This is a genomic window from Brevundimonas sp. CURTG3B2_SDJG (assembly GCF_057364705.1).
Map to the genome: position 1 here is coordinate 1 of NZ_JBNFOJ010000014.1, position 20,692 is coordinate 20,692.

Annotated in this window: 13 protein-coding genes and 5 pseudogenes; 16 read left to right on the top strand and 2 right to left on the bottom strand. The window is 68.1% G+C overall.

Going from position 1 to position 20,692, the window contains the following annotated elements; genetic code table 11:
- Positions 1–395 (top strand): carotenoid oxygenase family protein (locus AC2W7C_RS01675; protein WP_485999882.1); only part of this gene is annotated, 395 nt, incomplete at its 5' end.
- On the opposite strand, the gene AC2W7C_RS01680 is transcribed toward AC2W7C_RS01675, so the two are convergent.
- Together AC2W7C_RS01680 and AC2W7C_RS01685 are read right to left on the bottom strand one after the other, a co-directional pair.
- Positions 392–1,171: a LytTR family DNA-binding domain-containing protein gene (locus AC2W7C_RS01680; RefSeq protein WP_485999883.1), complete on the bottom strand. Its 780-nt coding sequence runs from the start codon at positions 1,169–1,171 to the stop codon at positions 392–394. The genes AC2W7C_RS01675 and AC2W7C_RS01680 overlap by 4 nt on opposite strands.
- Positions 1,168–1,914, bottom strand: a complete 747-nt coding sequence (locus AC2W7C_RS01685; protein ID WP_485999884.1) for a TetR/AcrR family transcriptional regulator — start codon at positions 1,912–1,914, stop codon at positions 1,168–1,170. Before AC2W7C_RS01685 ends, AC2W7C_RS01680 begins: the two co-directional genes overlap by 4 nt.
- A 168-nt stretch (positions 1,915–2,082) precedes the next feature.
- On the opposite strand from AC2W7C_RS01685, the gene AC2W7C_RS01690 reads away from it, so the two are divergent.
- The 15 genes and pseudogenes from AC2W7C_RS01690 to AC2W7C_RS01760 form a co-directional block, all read left to right on the top strand.
- Positions 2,083–4,281 carry a TonB-dependent receptor gene (locus AC2W7C_RS01690; protein ID WP_485999885.1) on the top strand — a complete coding sequence of 733 codons (2,199 nt, stop codon included), beginning with the start codon at positions 2,083–2,085 and terminating at the stop codon, positions 4,279–4,281.
- A 149-nt stretch (positions 4,282–4,430) separates the two neighbouring features.
- Positions 4,431–5,799 (top strand): annotated as a pseudogene (locus AC2W7C_RS01695) (spinster family MFS transporter).
- 105 nt (positions 5,800–5,904) lie between these two features.
- Entirely contained in the window at positions 5,905–7,128 is a 1,224-nt protein-coding gene (locus tag AC2W7C_RS01700) for an MFS transporter (protein WP_485999886.1), read from the top strand.
- A 100-nt stretch (positions 7,129–7,228) separates the two neighbouring features.
- Positions 7,229–8,419: an ADP-forming succinate--CoA ligase subunit beta gene (gene sucC / locus AC2W7C_RS01705; protein WP_485999887.1), complete on the top strand. Its 1,191-nt coding sequence runs from the start codon at positions 7,229–7,231 to the stop codon at positions 8,417–8,419.
- A gap of 48 nt (positions 8,420–8,467) precedes the next feature.
- Positions 8,468–9,369, top strand: a pseudogene (sucD, locus tag AC2W7C_RS01710) (succinate--CoA ligase subunit alpha).
- Between the two features lie 113 nt (positions 9,370–9,482).
- The gene (locus tag AC2W7C_RS01715) at positions 9,483–9,770 is read left to right on the top strand and encodes a hypothetical protein (RefSeq protein ID WP_485999888.1); all 288 of its coding nucleotides are present in this window, start codon (positions 9,483–9,485) and stop codon (positions 9,768–9,770) included.
- Positions 9,771–9,997: 227 nt separating this feature from the next.
- Positions 9,998–13,018, top strand: coding sequence for a 2-oxoglutarate dehydrogenase E1 component (locus AC2W7C_RS01720; RefSeq protein WP_485999889.1), 3,021 nt, complete (start codon positions 9,998–10,000; stop codon positions 13,016–13,018).
- A 48-nt stretch (positions 13,019–13,066) separates the two neighbouring features.
- Positions 13,067–13,499, top strand: a pseudogene (locus tag AC2W7C_RS01725) (biotin/lipoyl-containing protein); the annotation flags it as partial.
- A gap of 222 nt (positions 13,500–13,721) precedes the next feature.
- A complete protein-coding gene (gene ctaD, locus AC2W7C_RS01730) occupies positions 13,722–15,386 on the top strand; it encodes a cytochrome c oxidase subunit I (protein WP_485999894.1) in 1,665 nt (554 codons plus the stop codon).
- Between the two features lie 200 nt (positions 15,387–15,586).
- Positions 15,587–16,547 (top strand): annotated as a pseudogene (cyoE, locus tag AC2W7C_RS01735) (heme o synthase).
- A 5-nt stretch (positions 16,548–16,552) separates the two neighbouring features.
- Positions 16,553–16,732, top strand: a complete 180-nt coding sequence (locus AC2W7C_RS01740) for a hypothetical protein (protein WP_485999890.1) — start codon at positions 16,553–16,555, stop codon at positions 16,730–16,732.
- Positions 16,729–17,310: a cytochrome c oxidase assembly protein gene (locus tag AC2W7C_RS01745; RefSeq protein ID WP_485999891.1), complete on the top strand. Its 582-nt coding sequence runs from the start codon at positions 16,729–16,731 to the stop codon at positions 17,308–17,310. The genes AC2W7C_RS01740 and AC2W7C_RS01745 overlap by 4 nt, the downstream gene beginning before the upstream one ends.
- Before the next feature lie 49 nt (positions 17,311–17,359).
- Positions 17,360–18,264 (top strand): annotated as a pseudogene (locus AC2W7C_RS01750) (cytochrome c oxidase subunit 3).
- Between the two features lie 24 nt (positions 18,265–18,288).
- Entirely contained in the window at positions 18,289–18,780 is a 492-nt protein-coding gene (locus AC2W7C_RS01755; protein ID WP_485999892.1) for a DUF983 domain-containing protein, read from the top strand.
- Positions 18,781–20,692 (top strand): SURF1 family cytochrome oxidase biogenesis protein (locus tag AC2W7C_RS01760; RefSeq protein WP_485999893.1); only part of this gene is annotated, 1,912 nt, incomplete at its 3' end.

Here is a 20,692-nt window from a genome sequence, read left to right on the forward strand (position 1 = left end):
CCTGCAACGCACCGCCGTCGCCGCCGACGTTCCCCGCGCCAGCGACCCCGCGCCGGGCGGGCCCGGTCCGGCGCTCTCGATCCACACGTCGGCGAGGTTCCCGAGCGCCGTTCGCCACCGGCATCGGAATTACGGATTGGTCCACGGGCCGCACCCGCGCCTTCGACTTCGGCGCGGACCATGTGGTCGACGAGATGCTGTTCGCGCCCCGTCCCGGCGGCGAGGCGGAGGACGACGGCTGGCTGATCGGCCCGTCGCTGAACCTGGTCGAGCGCGTCACCGAGTTCCATGTGCTGAACGCCGCCCGGCTTGAGGACGGGCCGGTCGCCACCTGGCGTTCTGACGTGGCCCTGCCGGTCGCTTTCCATGGGACCTGGGCCGGACGGCGGGGTTAGTACCAGCCGGCCTCGCGCAGGGCCCGGGCGTAGCGGCGGCTGACGGGGGCCTCCAGGCCGCCGTCCAGGGTCAGGGTCGCCCGGCCCTCGCCGCGCGCGACGTCTCGCAGGGCGTCACGGGCCACCCACCAACTGCGATGGGTCTGGGCGCCCTCAAGGCCCTCCAACTCCTTCAACGCATCGGCCAGCCGCATCAGGATCAGGTCCGAACCGCGGTCGGTATGGATGCGCAGGTAGTGGTCTTCGGAGACCACAGCCCGGATCGCCGCGCCTCTCAGCTTGGGGGGCAGGCGGTCCAGGAAGCGGGCCGGCGCCGTTCCGGCGGGCGCGGCATGGGTCTGGACCGGCGTGCGGCCCAGGAAGACGTTCAGGACGCTGAACACCGCCGTCACCAGGGCGACGGGCATCAGGAAGTCGGGCAGCCGGGACAGGTCCAGGACTCGATCGTCGTCGAAGAAGCGGGTGGTGATGGCCCAGACCATCACCGACAGCGGCCCCGAGATCACCGCCGTCAGCGCGGCCGCCATCAGCCACGGCCGCCGATCGGCGTCGATGAACCGCTCAACGACCATGCCGCACAGATGCCCCCACACGGCGCCCAGCAGGATGATCGGGATCCAGTAGGCGAGGCGGAACCACAACGGGACCTGGCCCATGCCGAAGGCGCCGGTCAGCGCCAGGACCACGGCGCCGGCCAACGCCACCCCGACCCCGCGCACCAGCGCACGGTCCAGCGTCAGGCTTATGGTCTTCGAGGAAGGCTCCGCCACGCTCATCGTCCGGCGCCCGGCGTCCCAGGCGCGCAGACGGCCTGAAAACCGGCGGCGGCGAAGCGCACCATGTAGTCGCAGGCGCTCTCCAGGTCGCCCGAACGGCACAGCCCGCCCGAGAGCCGGTCCAGACGGCCGGTTTCGCCCAGGGTCAGGGTCAGGGCCCCCGAGAGATTATGGTAGGCCCAGTACAGATCGACTTCCCGGGCGCCGGGCAGCACCTGCTTGATCAGTTCGATCAGCCGCCGGATCGCCGGGTCGAAATAGCGGGCCATGGTCTCGCCGCCGAAGGTGGGATTGGCGTTGGTCTGGGCGACCAGGGCCGAATAGTGCTTCCACCCCGGCCCGCCCTTCAGCGACCATTGGAACGGCGGTCTGAGGAAAGCCTCGAGCAAGCCCTCCAGCGTCATCCCGTCCGACCCGACCTCCCGGGCGTAGCGGTTGATGGCGTCGACGCGGTCATTGTTCCAGACTTCGGCCCGGCGCAGGAACACCGCGTCGAACAGGCCGCGCTTGGCCCCGAAGTAGTAGTGGACGAGGGCCGTATCGACGCCCGCCTCGCGCGCCACCTCTCGGATCGTCACCCCATAGAAGCCGTGTTTGGAGAACAGGTCCTCGGCCGCGTCCAAGATCGATTCCCGGGTGTCGCCCGCCGCCGCGGCCTTGGCCTTCGGCGGCCGGCCGCGCTTGGCGGGGCGGACGTCGGGCTTCGGGAGCCGGGCGCGTCGAGCTTGGTCATGGGGGCGCAAGCTAGGCCGCCTGGCCCCGCCTGTGCAACGGCGCCACAGGTCTGGCTTCACCCTCGCCCTGCAGAAGCGTCGCCGTTTGACAGCGGGCCGAAAACGATTACGGTCCGCGAAAATCATTGAACGCTGAATAAAAGCGTCTCACCCGGAAACATCAGGATTGGGCCCGTCATGAACAGATACGTGAAAACCGCCTTGCTCGCCGGCGCGGCCTGGAGCGCGATGTCCACCATCGCCCTGGCCCAGGACGTTCCCACGCAGGACGAGTCGGTCGCCCTGGACGAGATCGTCGTCTCGGCCCGCCGCCGGGACGAAGCGCTGAAGGACGTGCCGATCTCGGTGTCGGCCCTGGGCGCCGAGCGGCTGGAGCAGACCGGCGCGACCGATATCACCGCCCTGCAGCAGCAGACGCCCAACGCCACGGTCCAGATCGCCCGCGGCTCGAACTCGACCCTGATCTCCTTCATCCGCGGCATCGGCCAGCAGGATCCGCTGTGGGGTTTCGAGCCGGGCGTCGGCCTGTACGTCGACGACGTCTACATCGCCCGCCCGCAGGGCGCGGTGCTGGACATCTACGACGTCCAGCGCATCGAGGTGCTGCGCGGTCCGCAGGGCTCGCTGTACGGCCGCAACACCGTGGGCGGCGCGGTCAAGTACGTGACGTCGCGTCTGTCGCAGGATCCCGAGCTGACCCTGCGCGGCTCGTACGGCAGCTATAATCAGGTGGATCTGCTGGCCATGGGCAGCGTGCCCCTGGCCGACAATTTCCGCATCGGCGGCGCCATCGCCAGCTTCCAGCGGGACGGCTACGGGACCAACCTGAACACCGGCGCCGAACACTACGACAAGGACGTCCTGGCCGGCCGCGTCAGCGCCGAATGGGAGCCGAGCGACGATATCTCGATTCGCCTGGCCTACGACCGCGTCGAGGACAATTCCAACCCCCGTCACGGCCACCGCGAGGTCGCCGGGGTCGGCCCCGGCGCGGGCGTTCCGGCCAGCGTCTACGACACCTACGCCGGCGTCGGCGACGACAACTCGGTGATGAACCAGGGCTTGTCGGCGACCGTCCAGGTCGACCTGAACGACAACTGGACCTTCAAGTCGATCACCGCCTGGCGCGAGGGCGAGACCGACACGGTCATCGACTTCGACAACACCCCGGCGCCGACCCTGGACATCCCGGCCTACTACGCCGACGACCAGGTGACCCAGGAGTTCCAGGTCCTGTTCGACTTCGACCGAATCCAGGGCGTCATGGGCGTCTTCTACCTGGATGGTCATGCCGAGGGCGCGTTCGACACCATCGCCGGCAACCTGGGACTGGTCATCGGCACCGCCGGCTATGTGGACACCACCAGCTGGGCCGCCTTCGCCGACGTCAATCTGGACCTGACCGACCGCCTGCACCTGTCGCTGGGCGCGCGCTACACCGCGGACGAGAAGACCGGCAGCGTCTTCCGCGCCAACTACGCCGGGGCCACCCGCAGCCCGCTCCTGGGCGGGACCCCGCGCGCTCCGACCCTGCTGCGCACCGACTACACCCGCACCAAGGATTTCGATCAATTCACGCCCAAGGTCGCCCTGTCCTATGACCTGACCGACGACCTGACGACCTATGCTTCATACTCGCGCGGCTTCAAGTCGGGCGGCTTCGACATGCGCGGCGACGCCATCCTGACCCCCAATACGGTCAACGGCTACAACCCCGAGACGGTCGATTCCTACGAGATCGGCCTGAAGGGCGCGTTGAACCGCTTCTCGTTCGCCTCGGCGATCTTCTACAACGAATACAACGATCAGCAGGTCACGACCCAGGTTCCGGCCGTCGGCGGCATCGCCAGCTTCGTCGACAACGTCGGCTCCTCGACCTTCTACGGCGCGGAGTTCGAAGGCCGCGTCCAGATCATGGACAGCCTGTCGGCCAACTTCGCGGTCGGTTACCTGCACTCCGACTTCGAGGAGTTCCTGCGCTACAATCTGGCGCTCGGCGTCTACGAGGACATCTCGGACCAGGTCGTGCTGCAGAACGCGCCGGAATGGACCGGCTACCTGGGCTTCACCTGGATCGGGAACCTGGGCGGCGGCGAGCTGGCGGTCACCCCGTCGCTCTCGTATCGCGGCGACTACAGCCAGTTCGAGTTCCCCAACCCGGTCCTGGATCAGCAGGCCTACACCCTGGTCGACCTGTCGGTGGTCTGGACCGATCCGACCGACCGCTACACGATCGGCCTACACGGCAAGAACCTGACCGACGAGGAGTATCGCGTGGGCGGCTACAATTTCGCCGGGGCGACCTTCAACAACTCGCTGATCGGCTACTACGGTCCGCCGCAGACGGTCACCGCGACGGTCCAATTCAAGTTCTGACGGCCTTCTGAAGCCTGATCGCTTCCGGTCAGGGGCGGCGGTTCCGACGAGCCGCCGCCCTTTTTCTTCTGGCGCCGGGAAACGGCGTCGCTAGGGTCGCTGCAAGGGCCGCCGCAGACGCGGTCCAACGACCAGTCGAGGGACACGCCATGACCGCCACGGACGCCCCCATCCCCGGGCAAGCCCCGGCCCGCTCGGGATACCGCTTCTACGTTCTGGCGGTCCTGATCCTGGTCTACATGCTGAACTTCCTAGACCGGCAGATCATCGGCATCCTGGCCACGCCGCTGAAGGCTCACTTCGGCCTGTCCGACACCCAGTTCGGCCTTCTGGGCGGCCTGGCCTTCGCGTCGGTCTATTCGACCCTCGCCATCCCCCTGGCCTGGCTGGCCGACCGGTTCAGCCGGGTCTGGGTCATGACCGCAGCCCTGGCGGTGTGGTCGGGCTTCACCGCCCTGTGCGGCGTGGCCGGCAGCTTCACCCAGCTGTTTCTGTTCCGCATGGGCGTCGGCGTCGGCGAGGCGGGCGGGGTGGCTCCGGCCTACTCCCTGATCGCCGACTACTTCCCCAAGGCCCAGCGCGCCCGGGCGCTGGCGGCGTACGCCTTCGGCATTCCCCTCGGTACGGCCGCCGGCACCCTGGTGGGCGGCGTTCTGGCCGCCAAGTTCGGCTGGCAGACCGCCTTCGTCGTGGTCGGCCTGCTGGGGCTGCTGGTCGCCCCGCTGCTGCGTCTGACGGTCAAGGATCCGAAGCGCGGTGGTCTGGACGCCCCGGCCGTCGAGGCGCGGCTCCCGCCGCGGCCGCCGTCGCGGCCCGGCCAAGGCCCCGTCGTTCGGCGCCGTGTGCGGGACGCTCCTGCCCAAGCCCAGCTTCTGGCTGCTAGCGCTCGGCGCCGCCGCCTCGTCGGTCTGCGGATACGGCGTCGCGGGTTGGCTGCCCAGCTTCTTCATGCGCAGCTTCGATCTGACCCTGATGCAGACCTCCTGGTACTATTCCGGAATCGCCCTGGTCGGCGGCGTCGCCGGCATCTGGGGCGGCGGGGTCATCGCCGACCGTCTGGGCAAGACGTCCAAGGGCGCCTATCCGCTGGTCCCCGCCATCGCCTTCCTGATCTCGGCGCCCTGTTTCGTCCTGGCCATGAACTCTGGCTGGCTGATCGAGCAGGTCGTTCCGGGCGGAGGCGGCAACAGCGTCGCGGCCCTGACCATGGCCTTCCTGATCTTCCTGATCCCCACGGGGCTGAACCTGACCTGGCTGGGGCCGATCACGGCGGCGGTCCAGCATCTGGTCCCGGCCCCCATGCGGACCACGGCTTCGGCCCTGTTCCTGCTGATCAACAACCTTTTGGGCATCGCCGTCGGCTTCTACTATTTCGGCTTCATGAGCGACCTGCTGGCGCCCCGCTTCGGCGAGGAATCGCTGCGCTGGGCCATCTACACGGGCCTGGGCTTCTACATCCTGTCGTCGGTCCTGCTGATCTGCGCCTCGCGCACGCTCAAGAAGGACTGGGTCGACTAGGCCGTACGTCCTCCATCGCCGTTCCGAAACCCGCGGTCCTTGCACTTCGTCCCGATCTGCGTTATTTAACCGATCGGTTGAATAATTGCGCCGATGGAGCGGGCCATGGCTAGTCTTCCCTATCGCTGGGTGATCGTCGCCGCGGGCGGCCTTCTGGGCTGCGTCGCCATCGGCGCGATGTTCTCGCTGCCGGTCCTGCTGCAGCCGATCGCGCGCGACGCCGGCTGGTCGGTGACCGGGGTGTCCGCCGCCATGACCGTCGGTTTCCTGGCCATGGCGTTCGGCAGCCTGGGATGGGGCGCCCTGTCGGACCGGATCGGGCCGCGGCCTGTGGTGCTGATCGGCTCGGTCCTGCTGGCGCTCAGCGTGTTCTGGGCCAGCCGGGCGACCACGCTGATCGAGTTCCAGTTCGTCTTCGGCCTGCTGGTCGGGACGGCGACGGCGGCCATCTTCGCCCCGCTGATGGCCTGCGTGACCGGTTGGTTCGACACCCAGCGCAGCCTGGCGGTGTCCCTCGTTTCGGCGGGCATGGGCATGGCGCCGATGACCATGTCACCCCTGGTCGCCTGGCTGGTCACGCAGCACGACTGGCGCACGACGCTGCTGATCGTCGCGGGGATCGTGGCCGCGGTGATGATCCCGACGGCGTTGCTGATCCGCCGTCCGCCGGCCCTGGCCGCCGCCGGTCAGGCCCCGGCCGTCTCGACGTCAGCCGAAGCGCCCGAACCCGGTCCGTCGGTCCGGCAGGTGCTTCGCTCGCCGCTGTTCATCATCCTGCTGCTGACCAACTTCTTCTGCTGCGCCACCCACTCGGGTCCGATCTTCCACACGGTCAGCTATGCGGTCAGCTGCGGCATTCCGATGATCGCCGCCGTCTCGATCTACAGCGTCGAGGGCTTGGCCGGCCTGGGCGGGCGGATTGCCTTCGGCCTGATGGGCGACCGCTTCGGCGCGCGGCGGATCCTGATCGCGGGCCTGCTGCTTCAGGCCTTCGCGGTCTTGGGCTACGCCTTCGTCAGCAATCTGACCGGCTTCTACTCCGTGGCCGTGCTGGTCGGCTTCATCTACGCCGGGGTGATGCCCCTCTACGCCGTCTTGGCGCGCGAGAACTTCCCGCTACGGATGATGGGCACCGTCATCGGCGGCACGGCGATGGCCGGCAGCCTGGGCATGGCCACCGGCCCGCTGCTGGGCGGCGTGATCTACGACGCCTTGGGCCAGTACGGCTGGCTGTACGTCGGCTCCTGGGCCATGGGCATAGGCGCCTTCCTGATCGCCTTGACGTTCCGGCCCAGGCCTCCGGTCGAGCCGGCGCCGGCCGCGGCCTGAGGCGACGGCGGTAGGGAAAACCGCCCGCCCGGTTGCGCCTGCGAAGGCGGGGGTCCTATAAGGCGCCGCAACTCCTCCCAGCGGTTTGGTGGCGCCTTCCATGAACATTCACGAATATCAGGCCAAGCAGGTCCTGAAGGGCTTCGGCGCGCCGGTCGCCGCCGGCGTCGCCATCACCAGCGCCGACCAGGCCGAGGCCGCGGCCAGGCAGCTGCCGGGCCCGCTCTATGTCGTGAAGTCCCAGATTCACGCCGGCGGCCGCGGCAAGGGCAAGTTCAAGGAACTGCCCGCCGACGCCAAGGGCGGCGTCCGCCTGGCCCGCTCGATCGAAGAGGTCGTCTCGAACGCCAGGGAGATGCTGGGCAACACCCTCGTCACCGCCCAGACCGGCCCGGCCGGCAAGCAGGTGAACCGCCTGTACATCGAGGACGGCGCCGACATCGCCCGCGAGCTGTACTGCTCGCTGCTGGTCGACCGCGGCACAGGGCGGGTCTCCTTCGTCGTCTCGACCGAAGGCGGCATGGACATCGAGCAGGTCGCCCACGACACGCCCGAGAAGATCCAGACCATCGACATCGATCCGGAAGCCGGCGTCACCGAAGCCAACGTCGCCGAGCTCAACGGCGCGCTGAAGCTGGACGGCGAGGCGGCCAAGGACGGCGCCTATCTGTTCCCCATTCTCTACAAGGCCTTCCTCGACACCGACATGTCGATGCTGGAGATCAACCCGTTGATCGTGATGGAGAATGGCCGCCTGCGCGTGCTGGACGCCAAGGTCAGCTTCGACGGCAACGCCCTGTTCCGCCACGAGGACATCAAGGCGCTGCGCGACGAGACCGAGGAAGACGCCAAGGAGATCGAGGCCTCTGAGTGGGACCTCGCCTACGTCGCGCTGGACGGCAACATCGGCTGCATGGTCAACGGCGCGGGTCTGGCCATGGCGACGATGGACATCATCAAGCTGTACGGCAAGGAGCCGGCCAACTTCTGCGACGTCGGCGGCGGCGCCTCCAAGGAAAAGGTCGCGGCGGCCTTCAAGATCATCACCGCCGACCCGGCCGTGCAGGGCATCCTGGTCAACATCTTCGGCGGCATCATGCGTTGCGACGTCATCGCCGAGGGCGTGGTCGCCGCGGTGAAGGAAGTGGGCCTGAAGGTGCCGCTGGTCGTCCGCCTGGAAGGCACCAATGTCGCCGAAGGCAAGAAGATCCTCAACGAGTCGGGCCTGGCCATCACCGCCGCCGACGACCTCGACGACGCCGCCCAGAAGATCGTCGCGGCGGTCGGCTAAGCGCCGCCACCGCCCTGCTGACAGACATTTCCAGAGATCGATAGACCCATGTCCATCCTCGTCAACAAAGACACCAAGGTCATCGTCCAGGGCCTGACCGGCAAGACCGGGACGTTCCACACCGAGCAGGCGCTGCGCTACTACGGCACCAAGATGGTCGGCGGCGTGCACCCCAAGAAGGGCGGCGAGCTGTGGCACGGGTCCGAGGGCGAGACCCTGCCGATTTTCGCCTCGGTCGCGGAAGCCAAGGACGCGACTGGCGCCGACGCCTCGGTCATCTACGTTCCGCCGGCCGGCGCGGCCGACGCCATCATCGAGGCCATCGACGCCCAGATCCCCTTCATCACCTGCATCACCGAGGGCATCCCGGTGCTGGACATGGTGCGCGTGAAAGCCCGTCTTGACCGTTCCAAGTCGCGCCTGCTGGGGCCGAACTGCCCGGGCATCCTGACGCCGGAAGAGTGCAAGATCGGCATCATGCCGGGCTCGATCTTCAAGAAGGGCAACGTCGGCATCGTCTCGCGCTCGGGCACCCTGACCTATGAGGCGGTGTTCCAGACCACCAACGAGGGCCTGGGCCAGACCACGGCGGTCGGCATCGGCGGGGACCCGGTCAAGGGCACCGAGTTCATCGACGTGCTGGAGCTGTTCCTGGCGGATCCCGAAACCACCTCGATCATCATGATCGGCGAGATCGGCGGGGCGGCCGAGGAAGACGCCGCCCAGTTCCTGATCGACGAGGCCAAGAAGGGCCGCAAGAAGCCGATGGTCGGCTTCATCGCCGGCCGCACGGCGCCCAAGGGCCGCACAATGGGCCACGCCGGCGCCGTGGTCTCGGGTGGCAAGGGCGACGCGGAATCCAAGATCGCCGCCATGGAGGCCGCGGGCATCCGCGTGTCGTCGTCGCCGCGCGCCTGGGGACGACCCTGGTAGAAGTCCTGAAAGGCTGACCTTCTCAGGGCGAGCATCCGGCGCAAGCTGGATGCTCGCCTGAGTTGACACGAACTCGCGCGTCAGGCGAACGTCCGACGCCCTCATCCGGAGGGCGAGTTCGGAGGTTCCCATGAAAATTCGTCTCAAGCTCCTGTCGGCGGTCGCCCTGTCCGCCGCCGTGCTCGTCGGCGCCGCCGGCGCCGCCCCGCCCCCGGATCGGGTGCCGCTCTACTCGTACATCTATTACAGCGACGCCAGCCATACGACGGTGGTCGGCGAGCACGGAGGCGTCTGCTACGGCTATCCGGGGTCGGTGTACGCCGGCGTCACCCAGTTCCCGTACGGGACGGTCACCGCCTACGTCGAAGAGGTCCGGATCGGCTGGTGCCTGCAGAACGGCGAGACCATCTACGAATGACGGTTTGACAGCCCGCCGCGTCGGCCCGGCTTCAGGGTCTGCGCGGCGCGGCGGGCCGCAAGTATGTCCCACCTGTGGGGCATGGCGCGCTCGAAATTCGCCCGATTCCGGCGAATTTCGACCCTTTCGCCGCTATTCGGTCATGACCCGTCAGGAAACAGCGCCTATATGAACCGCGCCGGTTCGCGCAGACGTGCGCGCGCCGCCTCAGGGACGTGACGAGAACCATGGCTGACGACGCCGGACGGCTGAACCAGGTCTTTGCCGAGACCAGCTTCCTGTATGGCTCCAACGCCGCCTTCATCGAAGACCTGCACGCCAAATGGGCCGACGACCCCGTCGTCGGTCTCGAGCGAATGGCGCGCCTTCTTCGATCAGCTGCGCGACAACGCCGCCACGGTGAAGGCCTGCGGCCGGCGCCGCGCCTGGGGCCGCCCCGGTCACGACCGAGCCCACCGAGGCGCCGCCGTCTTCGACGGCCGCTGGCCGGCGCCCCAAGCCCGATCCCCAAGAAGCCCGCGGCCCCGCCTGCGGTCGCGCCGGCTCCCGCCGCTGCTTCCGGCGTTTCGGCCCAGGACGTCCGCGCCGCCGCCCACGATTCGATCCGCGCCCTGATGCTGATCCGCAGCTACCGCGTCCGCGGCCACCTGCAGGCGACGCTGGACCCGCTGGGCATCGAACAGCCGACCCACAATCCGGAGCTGACGCCCGAGTTCTACGGCTTCACCGAAGCCGACCTGGACCGCCCGATCTACCTGGACGGCGTGCTGGGCCTGCAGACCGGCAGCATCCGCGAGGTGCTGGCCATCCTGAAGCGCACCTACTGCGGCCACATCGGCATCCAGTACATGCACATCGCCGAACCCGAGGAGAAGGCCTGGCTCCAGGAGCGCTTCGAGGGGCCCGACAAGTTCGAGCAGAACGCCTTCACCAAGGAAGGCAAACTGGCGATCCTGAACAAGCTGATCGAGGCCGAGGGCTTCGAGCGCTTCCTGCACAAGCGCTTCCCCGGCACCAAGCGCTTCGGCCTGGACGGCGGCGAGGCCATGGTCCCGGCGCTGGAGCAGGTCATCAAGCGCGGCGGCGCCCTGGGCGTCGACGAGATCGTGCTGGGCATGGCCCACCGCGGTCGCCTGAACACGCTGGCGGCGGTCATGGGCAAGCCCTATCGCGCCATCTTCCACGAGTTCCAGGGCGGCTCGACCGTCCCCTCGGACATCGAGGGCTCGGGCGACGTCAAATACCACATGGGCGCTTCGTCGGACCGCGCGTTCGACGGCAACACCGTCCACCTGTCCCTGACCGCCAACCCCTCGCACCTGGAGATCGTCAACCCGGTCGTCCTGGGCAAGGCGCGCGCCAAGCAGGCCTTCGACATCCGCGAGGCCAACGCCGGCCAGCCGGAAGAGCAGTGGGCCCTGGACCGCACCAAGGTCGTGCCGCTGCTGATCCACGGCGACGCCGCGTTCGCCGGCCAGGGCGTGGTCGCCGAATGCTTCGCCCTGATGGGACTGAAGGGCTATCGCACCGGCGGCACGATCCATTTCGTGGTCAACAACCAGATCGGCTTCACCACCAGCCCGCGCAACTCGCGCTCGTCGCCCTATCCGTCGGACGTGGCCCTGATGGTCCAGGCGCCGATCTTCCACGTGAACGGCGACGACCCGGAAGCGGTCGTCTTCGCCTCGAAGGTGGCCACCGAATTCCGTCAGAAATTCCACAAGGACGTGGTGGTGGACATGTTCTGCTACCGCCGCTTCGGCCACAACGAGGGCGACGATCCGACCTTCACCCAGCCGGTGATGTATTCGAAGATCCGCGCCCTGCCGTCGACGCGCGAGATCTACTCCGAGCGCCTGGTCAAAGAGGGCGTGGTCACTCAAGCCGAGATCGACGCCGAGGTCGCCCGCTTCGAGGCCTTCCTGGATGCGGAGTTCGAGGCCGGAAAGGCGTTCGAGGCCAAGAAGGCCGACTGGATGGACGGCCAGTGGCAGGGCATCGGCCTGCCGGACGGCGACGAGCGCCGCGGCGAGACCGGCGTGCCCCTGGCCAAGCTGCAGGACCTGGGTCATCGCCTGACCACCATCCCGAACGCCGTCGACATCCACAAGACGCTGAAGCGCGTCATCGACGGCCGCCGCGAGATGATCACGACGGGCCAGAACATCGACTGGGCGACAGCCGAGAGCCTGGCCTTCGGCTCGCTGCTAGAAGAAGGCTTCCCGGTCCGCCTGTCGGGCCAGGATTCGGTGCGCGGCACCTTCTCGCAGCGCCATTCGGGCATCGTCGATCAGACAACCGAGAAGCGCTACGTCCCGCTGAACAACCTCTCGGACAAGCAGGCCCATTTCGAGGTCATCGACTCGGCCCTGTCGGAAGAGGCGGTGCTGGGCTTCGAATACGGCTATGCGCTCAGCGACCCCAACACCCTGGTGATGTGGGAGGCCCAGTTCGGCGACTTCGTGAACGGCGCCCAGGTCGTCATCGACCAGTTCATCTCGTCGGGCGAGCGCAAGTGGCTGCGCATGTGCGGCCTGACCATGCTGTTGCCGCACGGCTACGAAGGGCAGGGGCCCGAACACTCCTCCGCCCGACTGGAGCGCTTCCTGCAGGCCTGCGCCGAGGACAACATGCAGGTCGCCAACTGCACCACGCCGGCGAACTACTTCCACATCCTGCGCCGCCAGATGCACCGGCCGTTCCGCAAGCCGCTGATCCTGATGACGCCCAAGTCGCTGCTGCGCCACAAGAAGGCGGTCTCGACCCTGGCTGACATGGCCGAGGGCAGCTCCTTCCACCGCGTCCTGCACGACGACGCCCAGACCCGCCCCGAGGTCGCCGGGATCTCGATTGTCGCCGACAAGGCTGTCCGCCGCGTCGTCCTGTGCTCGGGCAAGGTCTACTACGACCTGCTGGACCGCCGCGAACGCGACCAGGTCGACGACGTCTATCTGATGCGGCTGGAGCAGTTCTATCCGTGGCCGATGAAGTCACTGATGACGGAACTGGCCCGCTTCCCGAACGCCGAGCTGGTCTGGTGCCAGGAAGAGCCCAAGAACATGGGCGGCTGGACCTTCGTCGATCCGTGGATCGAGCTGACCCTCGAGAAGCTGAACGTGAAGTCCAAGCGCGCCCGCTACGTCGGTCGCCCGGCCTCGGCCTCCACGGCCGCCGGTCTGATGAGCCGGCACCTGAAAGAACTCGACGCCTTCCTGACCGACGCCTTCGCCTTCCCGGACAAGGGCTGACGCCCTTTCCGGGATGACAATGATCGAACGAAGCTGAAAGACCCGACCATGGCCGACATCCTGACCCCCGCCCTCGGCGAATCCGTCACCGAAGCCACCATCGGCAAGTGGACGAAGAAGGCCGGCGACCCGGTCAAGAAGGACGAGGTCCTGGTCGAGCTCGAGACCGACAAGGTCTCGCTCGAGGTCGTCTCGCCCGCCGACGGCGTGCTGTCCGAGATCAAGGCCCCCGACGGCGAGACGGTCACCCCCGGCGCCGTCCTGGGCGTGGTCAGCGAAGGCGCGAGCGCCTCCGCCCCCGCTGCGCCCAAGGCCGAGGCCTCCAAGGCTGAAGCGCCCAAGCCAGCGTCGGCTCCGGCCGCCGAAACCCGCGCCGGCCGCGCCGGCTCCCACCCCTGCCGCCTCGGGCGGCTCCGTTGCGATCTCGACCCCGACCATGGGCGAGAGCGTCGCCGAGGGGACCATGGGGACCTGGCTGAAGAAGTCCGGCGACACGGTCGCCAAGGACGAGCTGCTGGTCGAGATCGAAAACCGACAAGGTCGCCGTCGAGGTGTCGGCCCCGGCCGCCGGCGTGCTGACCATCACCGCCGACTCGGGCGCCACCGTCACCCCCGGTCAGCAGATCGGCTCGATCGCCGCCTCGGGCGCCGCTCCCGCCGCCGCCCCGGCCGCCCAGTAACGATCCGCGAGAGCGCAGAGACCATGGCCACAGTCGCCGAAAACCTCGCCCATGACCACGACGGGCACCACGACCACAAGCCGGGCTTCTTCACCCGCTGGTTCCTGTCGACCAACCACAAAGACATCGGCACCCTGTATCTGATCTTCGCCATCATGGCGGGGATCGTGGGCGGCGCCCTGTCGGGCCTGATCCGCTGGGAACTGGCCGAGCCGGGCATCCAGATCTTCAAGGAAGGCTCGTTGGTCAGCCTGCTGGGCCTCGTTGAACAGTCCAAGCACGGCTACAACGTCGTGGTGACGGGCCACGCGCTGATCATGATCTTCTTCATGGTCATGCCCGCGATGATCGGGGGCTTCGGCAACTGGTTCGTGCCGATCATGATCGGCGCGCCGGACATGGCCTTCCCGCGGATGAACAACATCTCGTTCTGGCTGCTGGTCGCCGCCTGGGTGCTGCTGTGCCTGTCGATGTTCGTCGACGGCGGCCCGGGCAAGGGCTTCGGCGGGGGCTGGACGATCTATCCGCCGCTGTCGACCACCGGCCACACCGGGCCGGCGATGGACCTGGCGATCTTCTCGCTGCACGTGGCGGGCGCCAGCTCGATCCTGGGCGCGATCAACTTCATCACCACCATCTTCAACATGCGCGCGCCGGGCATGACCCTGCACCGGATGCCGCTGTTCGCCTGGTCGGTGCTGATCACCGCCTTCCTGCTGCTGCTGTCGCTGCCCGTCCTGGCCGGCGCCATCACCATGCTGCTGGCCGACCGCAACTTCGGCACCAGCTTCTTCAACCCGGCCGGCGGCGGCGACCCCGTCATGTTCCAGCACCTGTTCTGGTTCTTCGGCCACCCCGAGGTGTACATCCTGATCCTGCCGGGCTTCGGCATCATCAGCCACATCGTCTCGACCTTCTCCAAGAAGCCGGTCTTCGGCTACCTGGCCATGGCCTACGCCATGGTGGCCATCGGCTTCGTCGGCTTCATCGTGTGGGCGCACCACATGTACACGGTCGGCATGAGCATCAACCTGCGGGCCTATTTCATCGCCGCGACGATGATCATCGCGGTGCCCACGGGCGTGAAGATCTTCAGCTGGATCGCCACCATGTGGGGCGGCTCCATCAGCTTCAAGACGCCCATGCTGTGGGCGATGGGCTTCATCTTCCTGTTCACCGTCGGCGGCGTGACCGGCGTGGTGTTGTCCAACGCCGGCATCGACTACAGCCTGCACGACACCTACTACGTCGTGGCGCACTTCCACTACGTGCTGTCCCTGGGCGCCGTCTTCGCCATCTTCGCCGGGTTCTACTACTGGTTCGAGAAGATGTTCGGGGTGAAGTACAACGAGTTCCTCGGCGCGCTGCACTTCTGGATCATGTTCGTGGGCGTGAACCTGGTGTTCTTCCCGCAGCACTTCCTGGGCCTGCAGGGCATGCCGCGCCGCTACGTGGACTATCCGGACGCCTATACGCTCTGGAACCATGTCTCGTCGGTCGGCTACGTGATCACGATCGTCGGCGTCGCCGTCTTCCTGATCATGTTGGCCGAGGCCGCGATCCGTCGCCGCAAGGGCGTGGACAATCCGTGGGGCGAAGGCGCCACCACGCTGGAGTGGACGCTGTCCTCGCCCCCGCCGCACCACCAGTTCAACGAGCTGCCGGTGGTCAAGCAGGACGAGCACTAGAAGGCCCGGTCTTCCGGGACCGGAAAGCATCGGGGGCCGCCTCTTCTGTCGAAGGGGCGGCCTCTCGGTTTTCAGCTCGGCTCGACCCGTCATTCCGGGGCCGAGCGGAGCGAGGAGCCCGGAACCGAGGGGTTCAAGCCATCGCCCCGGGTCTCGGGTTCCGCTTCGCGGCCCCGGAATGACGGAGTAGAGAGTTGCGCATGAGCGCCGACACCCCCGCGATCTCGACGGCCCAGCCGGAAGACTTCTTCCAGCTGCTGAAGCCGCGCGTGATGTCGCTGGTGATCTTCACCGCCGTCACGGGGCTGGTGGTGGCGGGCGGCAGCCTGGACTGGCTGTCGGCGGCGATCGCCATCCTGTGCATCGCGGTGGGCGCCGGCGCCGCGGGCGCGCTGAACATGGCGCTGGAGGGCGAGACCGACGCCCTGATGCGCCGCACGCGCGCCGCCCGGTGGCGGCGGGCCGGGTGCGCAAGAACGACGCGATGGCGTTCGGCGTCATCCTGTCGGTGTTCGCGGTGATGCTGCTGGGCATGACCGCCAACTGGCTGGCCGGCGGCCTGCTGCTGCTGACGATCCTATACTACGCCGTCTTCTACACCCTGCTGCTGAAGCGCCGAACGCCCCAGAACATCGTCATCGGCGGAGCGGCGGGCGCCTTCCCGCCGGTGATCGGCTGGGCGGCGGCGACGGGTCAGGCGCCGTGGCAGGCGTGGCTGCTGTTCCTGATCATCTTCCTGTGGACCCCGCCGCACAGCTGGGCCCTGGCGCTGTATTCGGCGGGCGACTACGCCAAGGCGGGCATTCCGATGATGCCGGTGGCCCGGGGCGCCAAGAGCACCCGGCTGCAGATCCTGATCTACACCCTGGTCTTCCTGCCGGCGGCCGTCGCGCCCGGGCTGACGGGGCTGGGCGGCTATCTGTACCTGGCGGTGTCCGTCGCCGGCGGTCTGGTGTTCCTGCTGCTGGCGTCCGGCTCTGGCGCTCGCGCGCGGGCGACCAGCCGGACAAGGCCGAGGCCGTGGGGCGAGAGGCCGCATTGTACGATGTGCGTGCTGAGGCCAAACCGGCGCGCAACCTGTTCGCCTTCTCGATCCTGTATCTGATGGCCCTGTTCGCCGCCCTGCTGATCGAGAGCTTCACCGCCGTCCCCGGACTGTAACGACCATGCGCCGCCTGACCCCCGAAGAGCTTTCCGCCCGCAAGAAGCGCAACCTGGCCATCGCCGGGGCGCTGGTGGCCTTCATCGTGCTGGTGTTCGCCGTCACGGTGCTGAACCTGAAGCGCAACATCGACGCCCGCACCGAGGCGATCGCCGCCGGCCAGCCGGTGGGGTACGCCCAGTGAGGAAGCTGGGCCGCAACGGCGTCGCCATTGCCTGCGCCTTCGGGGTGATGTTCATGACCGGCGCGGCCTTCGCCGCGGTGCCGCTGTACAAGATGTTCTGCCAGGTCACCGGCTTCGACGGCACGGTGAAGCGGGCCGAGCAGGCCCCCGACGTGCAGTTGGACGAGACGGTGCTGATCCGCTTCGACACCAATGTGCGCGGCCTGCCGATGGAGTTCCGGGCCGAGCAGGTGAGCCAGAGGGTGCGCATCGGCGAGACGGGCATCGCCTATTTCGACGTGACCAACACCTCGGACCAGCCGATCAGCGCCAAGGCCGGGTACAACGTCGTGCCCGAGCGCGCCGGTCCGTACTTCCAGAAGCTGCAGTGCTTCTGCTTCGACGAGCAGATCATCCAGCCCGGCCAGACGATGAAATTCCCCGTCCAGTACTTCGTGGCGCCCGAGATGGCGACCGACCGGGAGAGCCGCGGGGTGAAGGAGATCACCCTCAGCTACACCTTCTATCCCACCGAACGCTTCCAGCAGGCGGTGAACGGCGGCCAAACTGGGGCGGAAGCCTCTGGCGCGGCCGGATAGCGGGCGCTATAGCCCACCCCTAACGACTCTCGACCTTCAAGAGACCCCGATGGCCGACGCCCACGCGACCCCGCATCACGACTACCACCTGGTGAACCCCAGCCCCTGGCCGCTGGTGTCCTCGATCGCCGTGACCATCATGATGGTCGGCGCCGTGGTCTGGATGAAGGGCCTGGTCAACGATGGCGAGGGCGTCGTCGCGGCCCTGCTGGCCAAGGGCGACAAGGCCCTGTTCTTCGCGGGCCTGGCCGGCGTGCTGGTGTCGATGTTCGGCTGGTGGTCGGACGTCATCAAGGAAAGCAAGGCCGGCGACCACACCCCGGTCGTCTCGATCGGCCTGCGCTACGGCATGATGCTGTTCATCGCCTCCGAGGTGATGTTCTTCGTGGCCTTCTTCTGGATGTTCTTCGAGATGAGCATCTTTAACGAGGCCCGCGCGCACATCCCGGAAGTCGGGACCTGGGCCGACACGGCCAAGGCCTGGGCGACCTGGCCGCCGAAGGGCGTCGAGACGCTGGACGCCTGGCAGCTGCCGCTGCTGAACACCGTCATCCTTCTGCTGTCGGGCACGACGGTGACCTGGGCGCACCACGCCCTGGCCCAGGCGACCGCAACGCCACCAAGATCGGCCTGATGATCACGGTGGCGCTGGGCGTGCTGTTCACCGCGGTGCAGGCCTATGAGTACCAGCACATCATCCACGAGCACCTGTTCTTCAACGAAGAGGCCGTGAACTCGGGCCTGTACGGCTCGATCTTCTTCATGGCGACCGGCTTCCACGGTTTCCACGTGCTGGTCGGCACCATCTTCCTGATCGTCTGCCTGCTGCGCCTGCTGGCCGGCCAGTTCACCCCGCAGAAGCATTTCGGCTTCGAGGCGGCGGCCTGGTACTGGCACTTCGTGGACGTGGTCTGGCTGTTCCTGTTCGCCTTCGTCTACGTCACCTTCGGGTGATCCCGGCTTCCGCCGGGATGACGAATGGACGGTGAAACCCAAGCTCCTGCGCCGGCGCGGATCGACCCGATCCGCGCCGGTCTGCTTTGCCGCTGCCCGAACTGCGGCGAGGGGCGCCTGTTCGGCGGCTTCCTGAAGGTGGTCGACCGCTGCGAGGCCTGCGGCTTCGACTTCACGCGGCTCAACACCGGCGACGGAGCGGCGATCTTCATCATGCAGATCGCCGGCGGGATCGTGGTGTTCGGGGCCCTGTTCGTGATGATCGCCTACAATCCGCCGATCTGGCTCCTGCTGCTCGTGGCGCTGCCCCTGGTGGCCGGGCTGTCGCTGGGACTGATGCGGCCGGGGAAGGGCGTGATGATCGCGCTGCAGATGCGAGGGCTCCGTTCCTCCCCCGGCGGGGGAGGGGGACCATCCGAAGGATGGTGGAGGGGCGCCGCCGCAGACTCTGAGGGTGTGGAAACGCCCCTCCACCCCGCTACGCGCGGTCCCCCTCCCCCGAAGGGGGAGGAATAGATGGCGGCCCGCGCCCGCTTTCCCTGGGGGCTGACGATCGCCTGCCTGCCTCTGCTCGTCCTGCTGCTTTCGCTGGGCGTGTGGCAGGTAAAGCGGCTGCAGTGGAAGGAAGGCCTGATCGCCGGGGCGGAGGCGGCGGCCGGCAAGGCCCCGGTTTCGCTGTACGACCTGGTGGACAGCGGCGAGGCGCCGGAGTTCCGGCGAGTGACCATATCCTGCCCAGGCCTGGCGACCGCACCCTATGTCGAGCTGCAGAGCATCGAGAACGGCCAGGTCGGGGTGCGGCTGGTCTCCGCCTGCCCGATCCTGAAACAGACCGGCATGGCCATCGCGCCCGTCTATCTGGTCGACCGGGGTTTCGTGGCCGACACCGTCTCGTCGCGGCCGCCGGAGGCGCGCAGCGCCGAAGAGGTCCGGATCACCGCCGTGCTCCGCACCCCGCCGCCGCCGGGCGCGATGGCGCCGCCGCCGGAAGGCCGACATTTCTACGCCCGCGACACGACCGCCATGGCGCGGGCGCTGAACGTCACGCCGAGGTGGCTCCCCAGACCCTTACGCCCTGACCTCGTCCAATCCCGAGTGGGGCGCGCTGAAGCCCTCCGCCCCGCCTCCGGCCTTCTCCAACAACCACCTGGGCTATGCGCTGACGTGGTTCGGCCTGGCGCTGGCGCTGGTCGGCTTCTACATCGCGCTGCTCATGCGCAAGCGCGCCTCGACGCCCTCGGGCGAGACCGGAAAGAGCTCCTCCTGACCGCCACGCTTCACACCCTGTCCAACGGCGTCCGCGTCGTCTGCGATCCCATGCCCGGCCTGCGCACCCTGGCGCTCACCGTCGCCGTGCGCGGCGGGGCCAAGTGGGAGAGCGAGGCGACATCGGGCTGGTCGCATTGCCTGGAACACTTGGTGTTCAAGGGCGCCGGCGAGATGGGCGCGCGCGACATCGTGGAGCGGATCGAGGCCGAGGGCGGATCGATCAACGCTTCGACCGGCTACGAGAGGACCAGTTTCGAGGTGCGGGCCCTGGACGGGTCTCTGCCCCTGGCGATGCAGGTGCTGTCGGACCTGGTGTTCCGCCCCACGCTGGATCCAGCCGAGATCGAGCGCGAGAAGCACGTGGTGGCCCAGGAGATCGCAGAGGCGTTCGACACGCCCGACGACCATGTGTTCGAGATGGCCCAGACGCGCGCCTTCGAGGGCCAGCCGCTGGGGCGTCCGATCCTGGGGTCTATCGCCAGCCTCAAGCCGATCGACAGGGCCTCCGTGGGCGCCTGGCGGGCGCGGCTGTACTCGCCCGACCGCATGGTGGTCTCCGCGGCCGGCGCGGTGGACGAGGCGGAGCTTCTGGCCCTGGCCGAGCGCTGGTTCGGCGGAGAGACGGCGACCCCGGCGGAAGCGCCGGCGGTTCCCCGTTTCACCGGCGGCGAGGCGGCCCTGACGCGCCGGATCGAGCAGGCCAACATCGTCTTCCAGCTGCCCGCGCCGTCGGCGGCCGACACGGCCTACCCGGCGGCCCGGCTGATGACCGAGATCCTCGGGGGAGGAATGGCGTCGCGGCTGTTCCAGAGCGCGCGCGAGGAGCGCGGACTGGCCTATGCGATCGACGCCTATCACGAGCCTTACGAGGACGCCGGTATTCTCGGAATCTACGCCGGGGCCTCGGCCGACCGGGCGGTGGAGCTGGCCCAGGTCTGCGCCGCCGAACTGAAGGCGTTGGCCAAGGACGGGCCGACGGCGGCGGAGCTGTCCCGGGCCAAGGCGGTGCTGAACGCCGGCCTGTGGATGTCGGATGAAAGCCCCGCTTCGCGCGCGGGGCGGGCCGCGGCCCAGGTGCTGATCTTCGGCCGGCTGATCCCGTCCCAGACGATGGCGGACCGGACCTTGGCCAGGGCGCGGAGCGAGGTGCGGGCCGCCG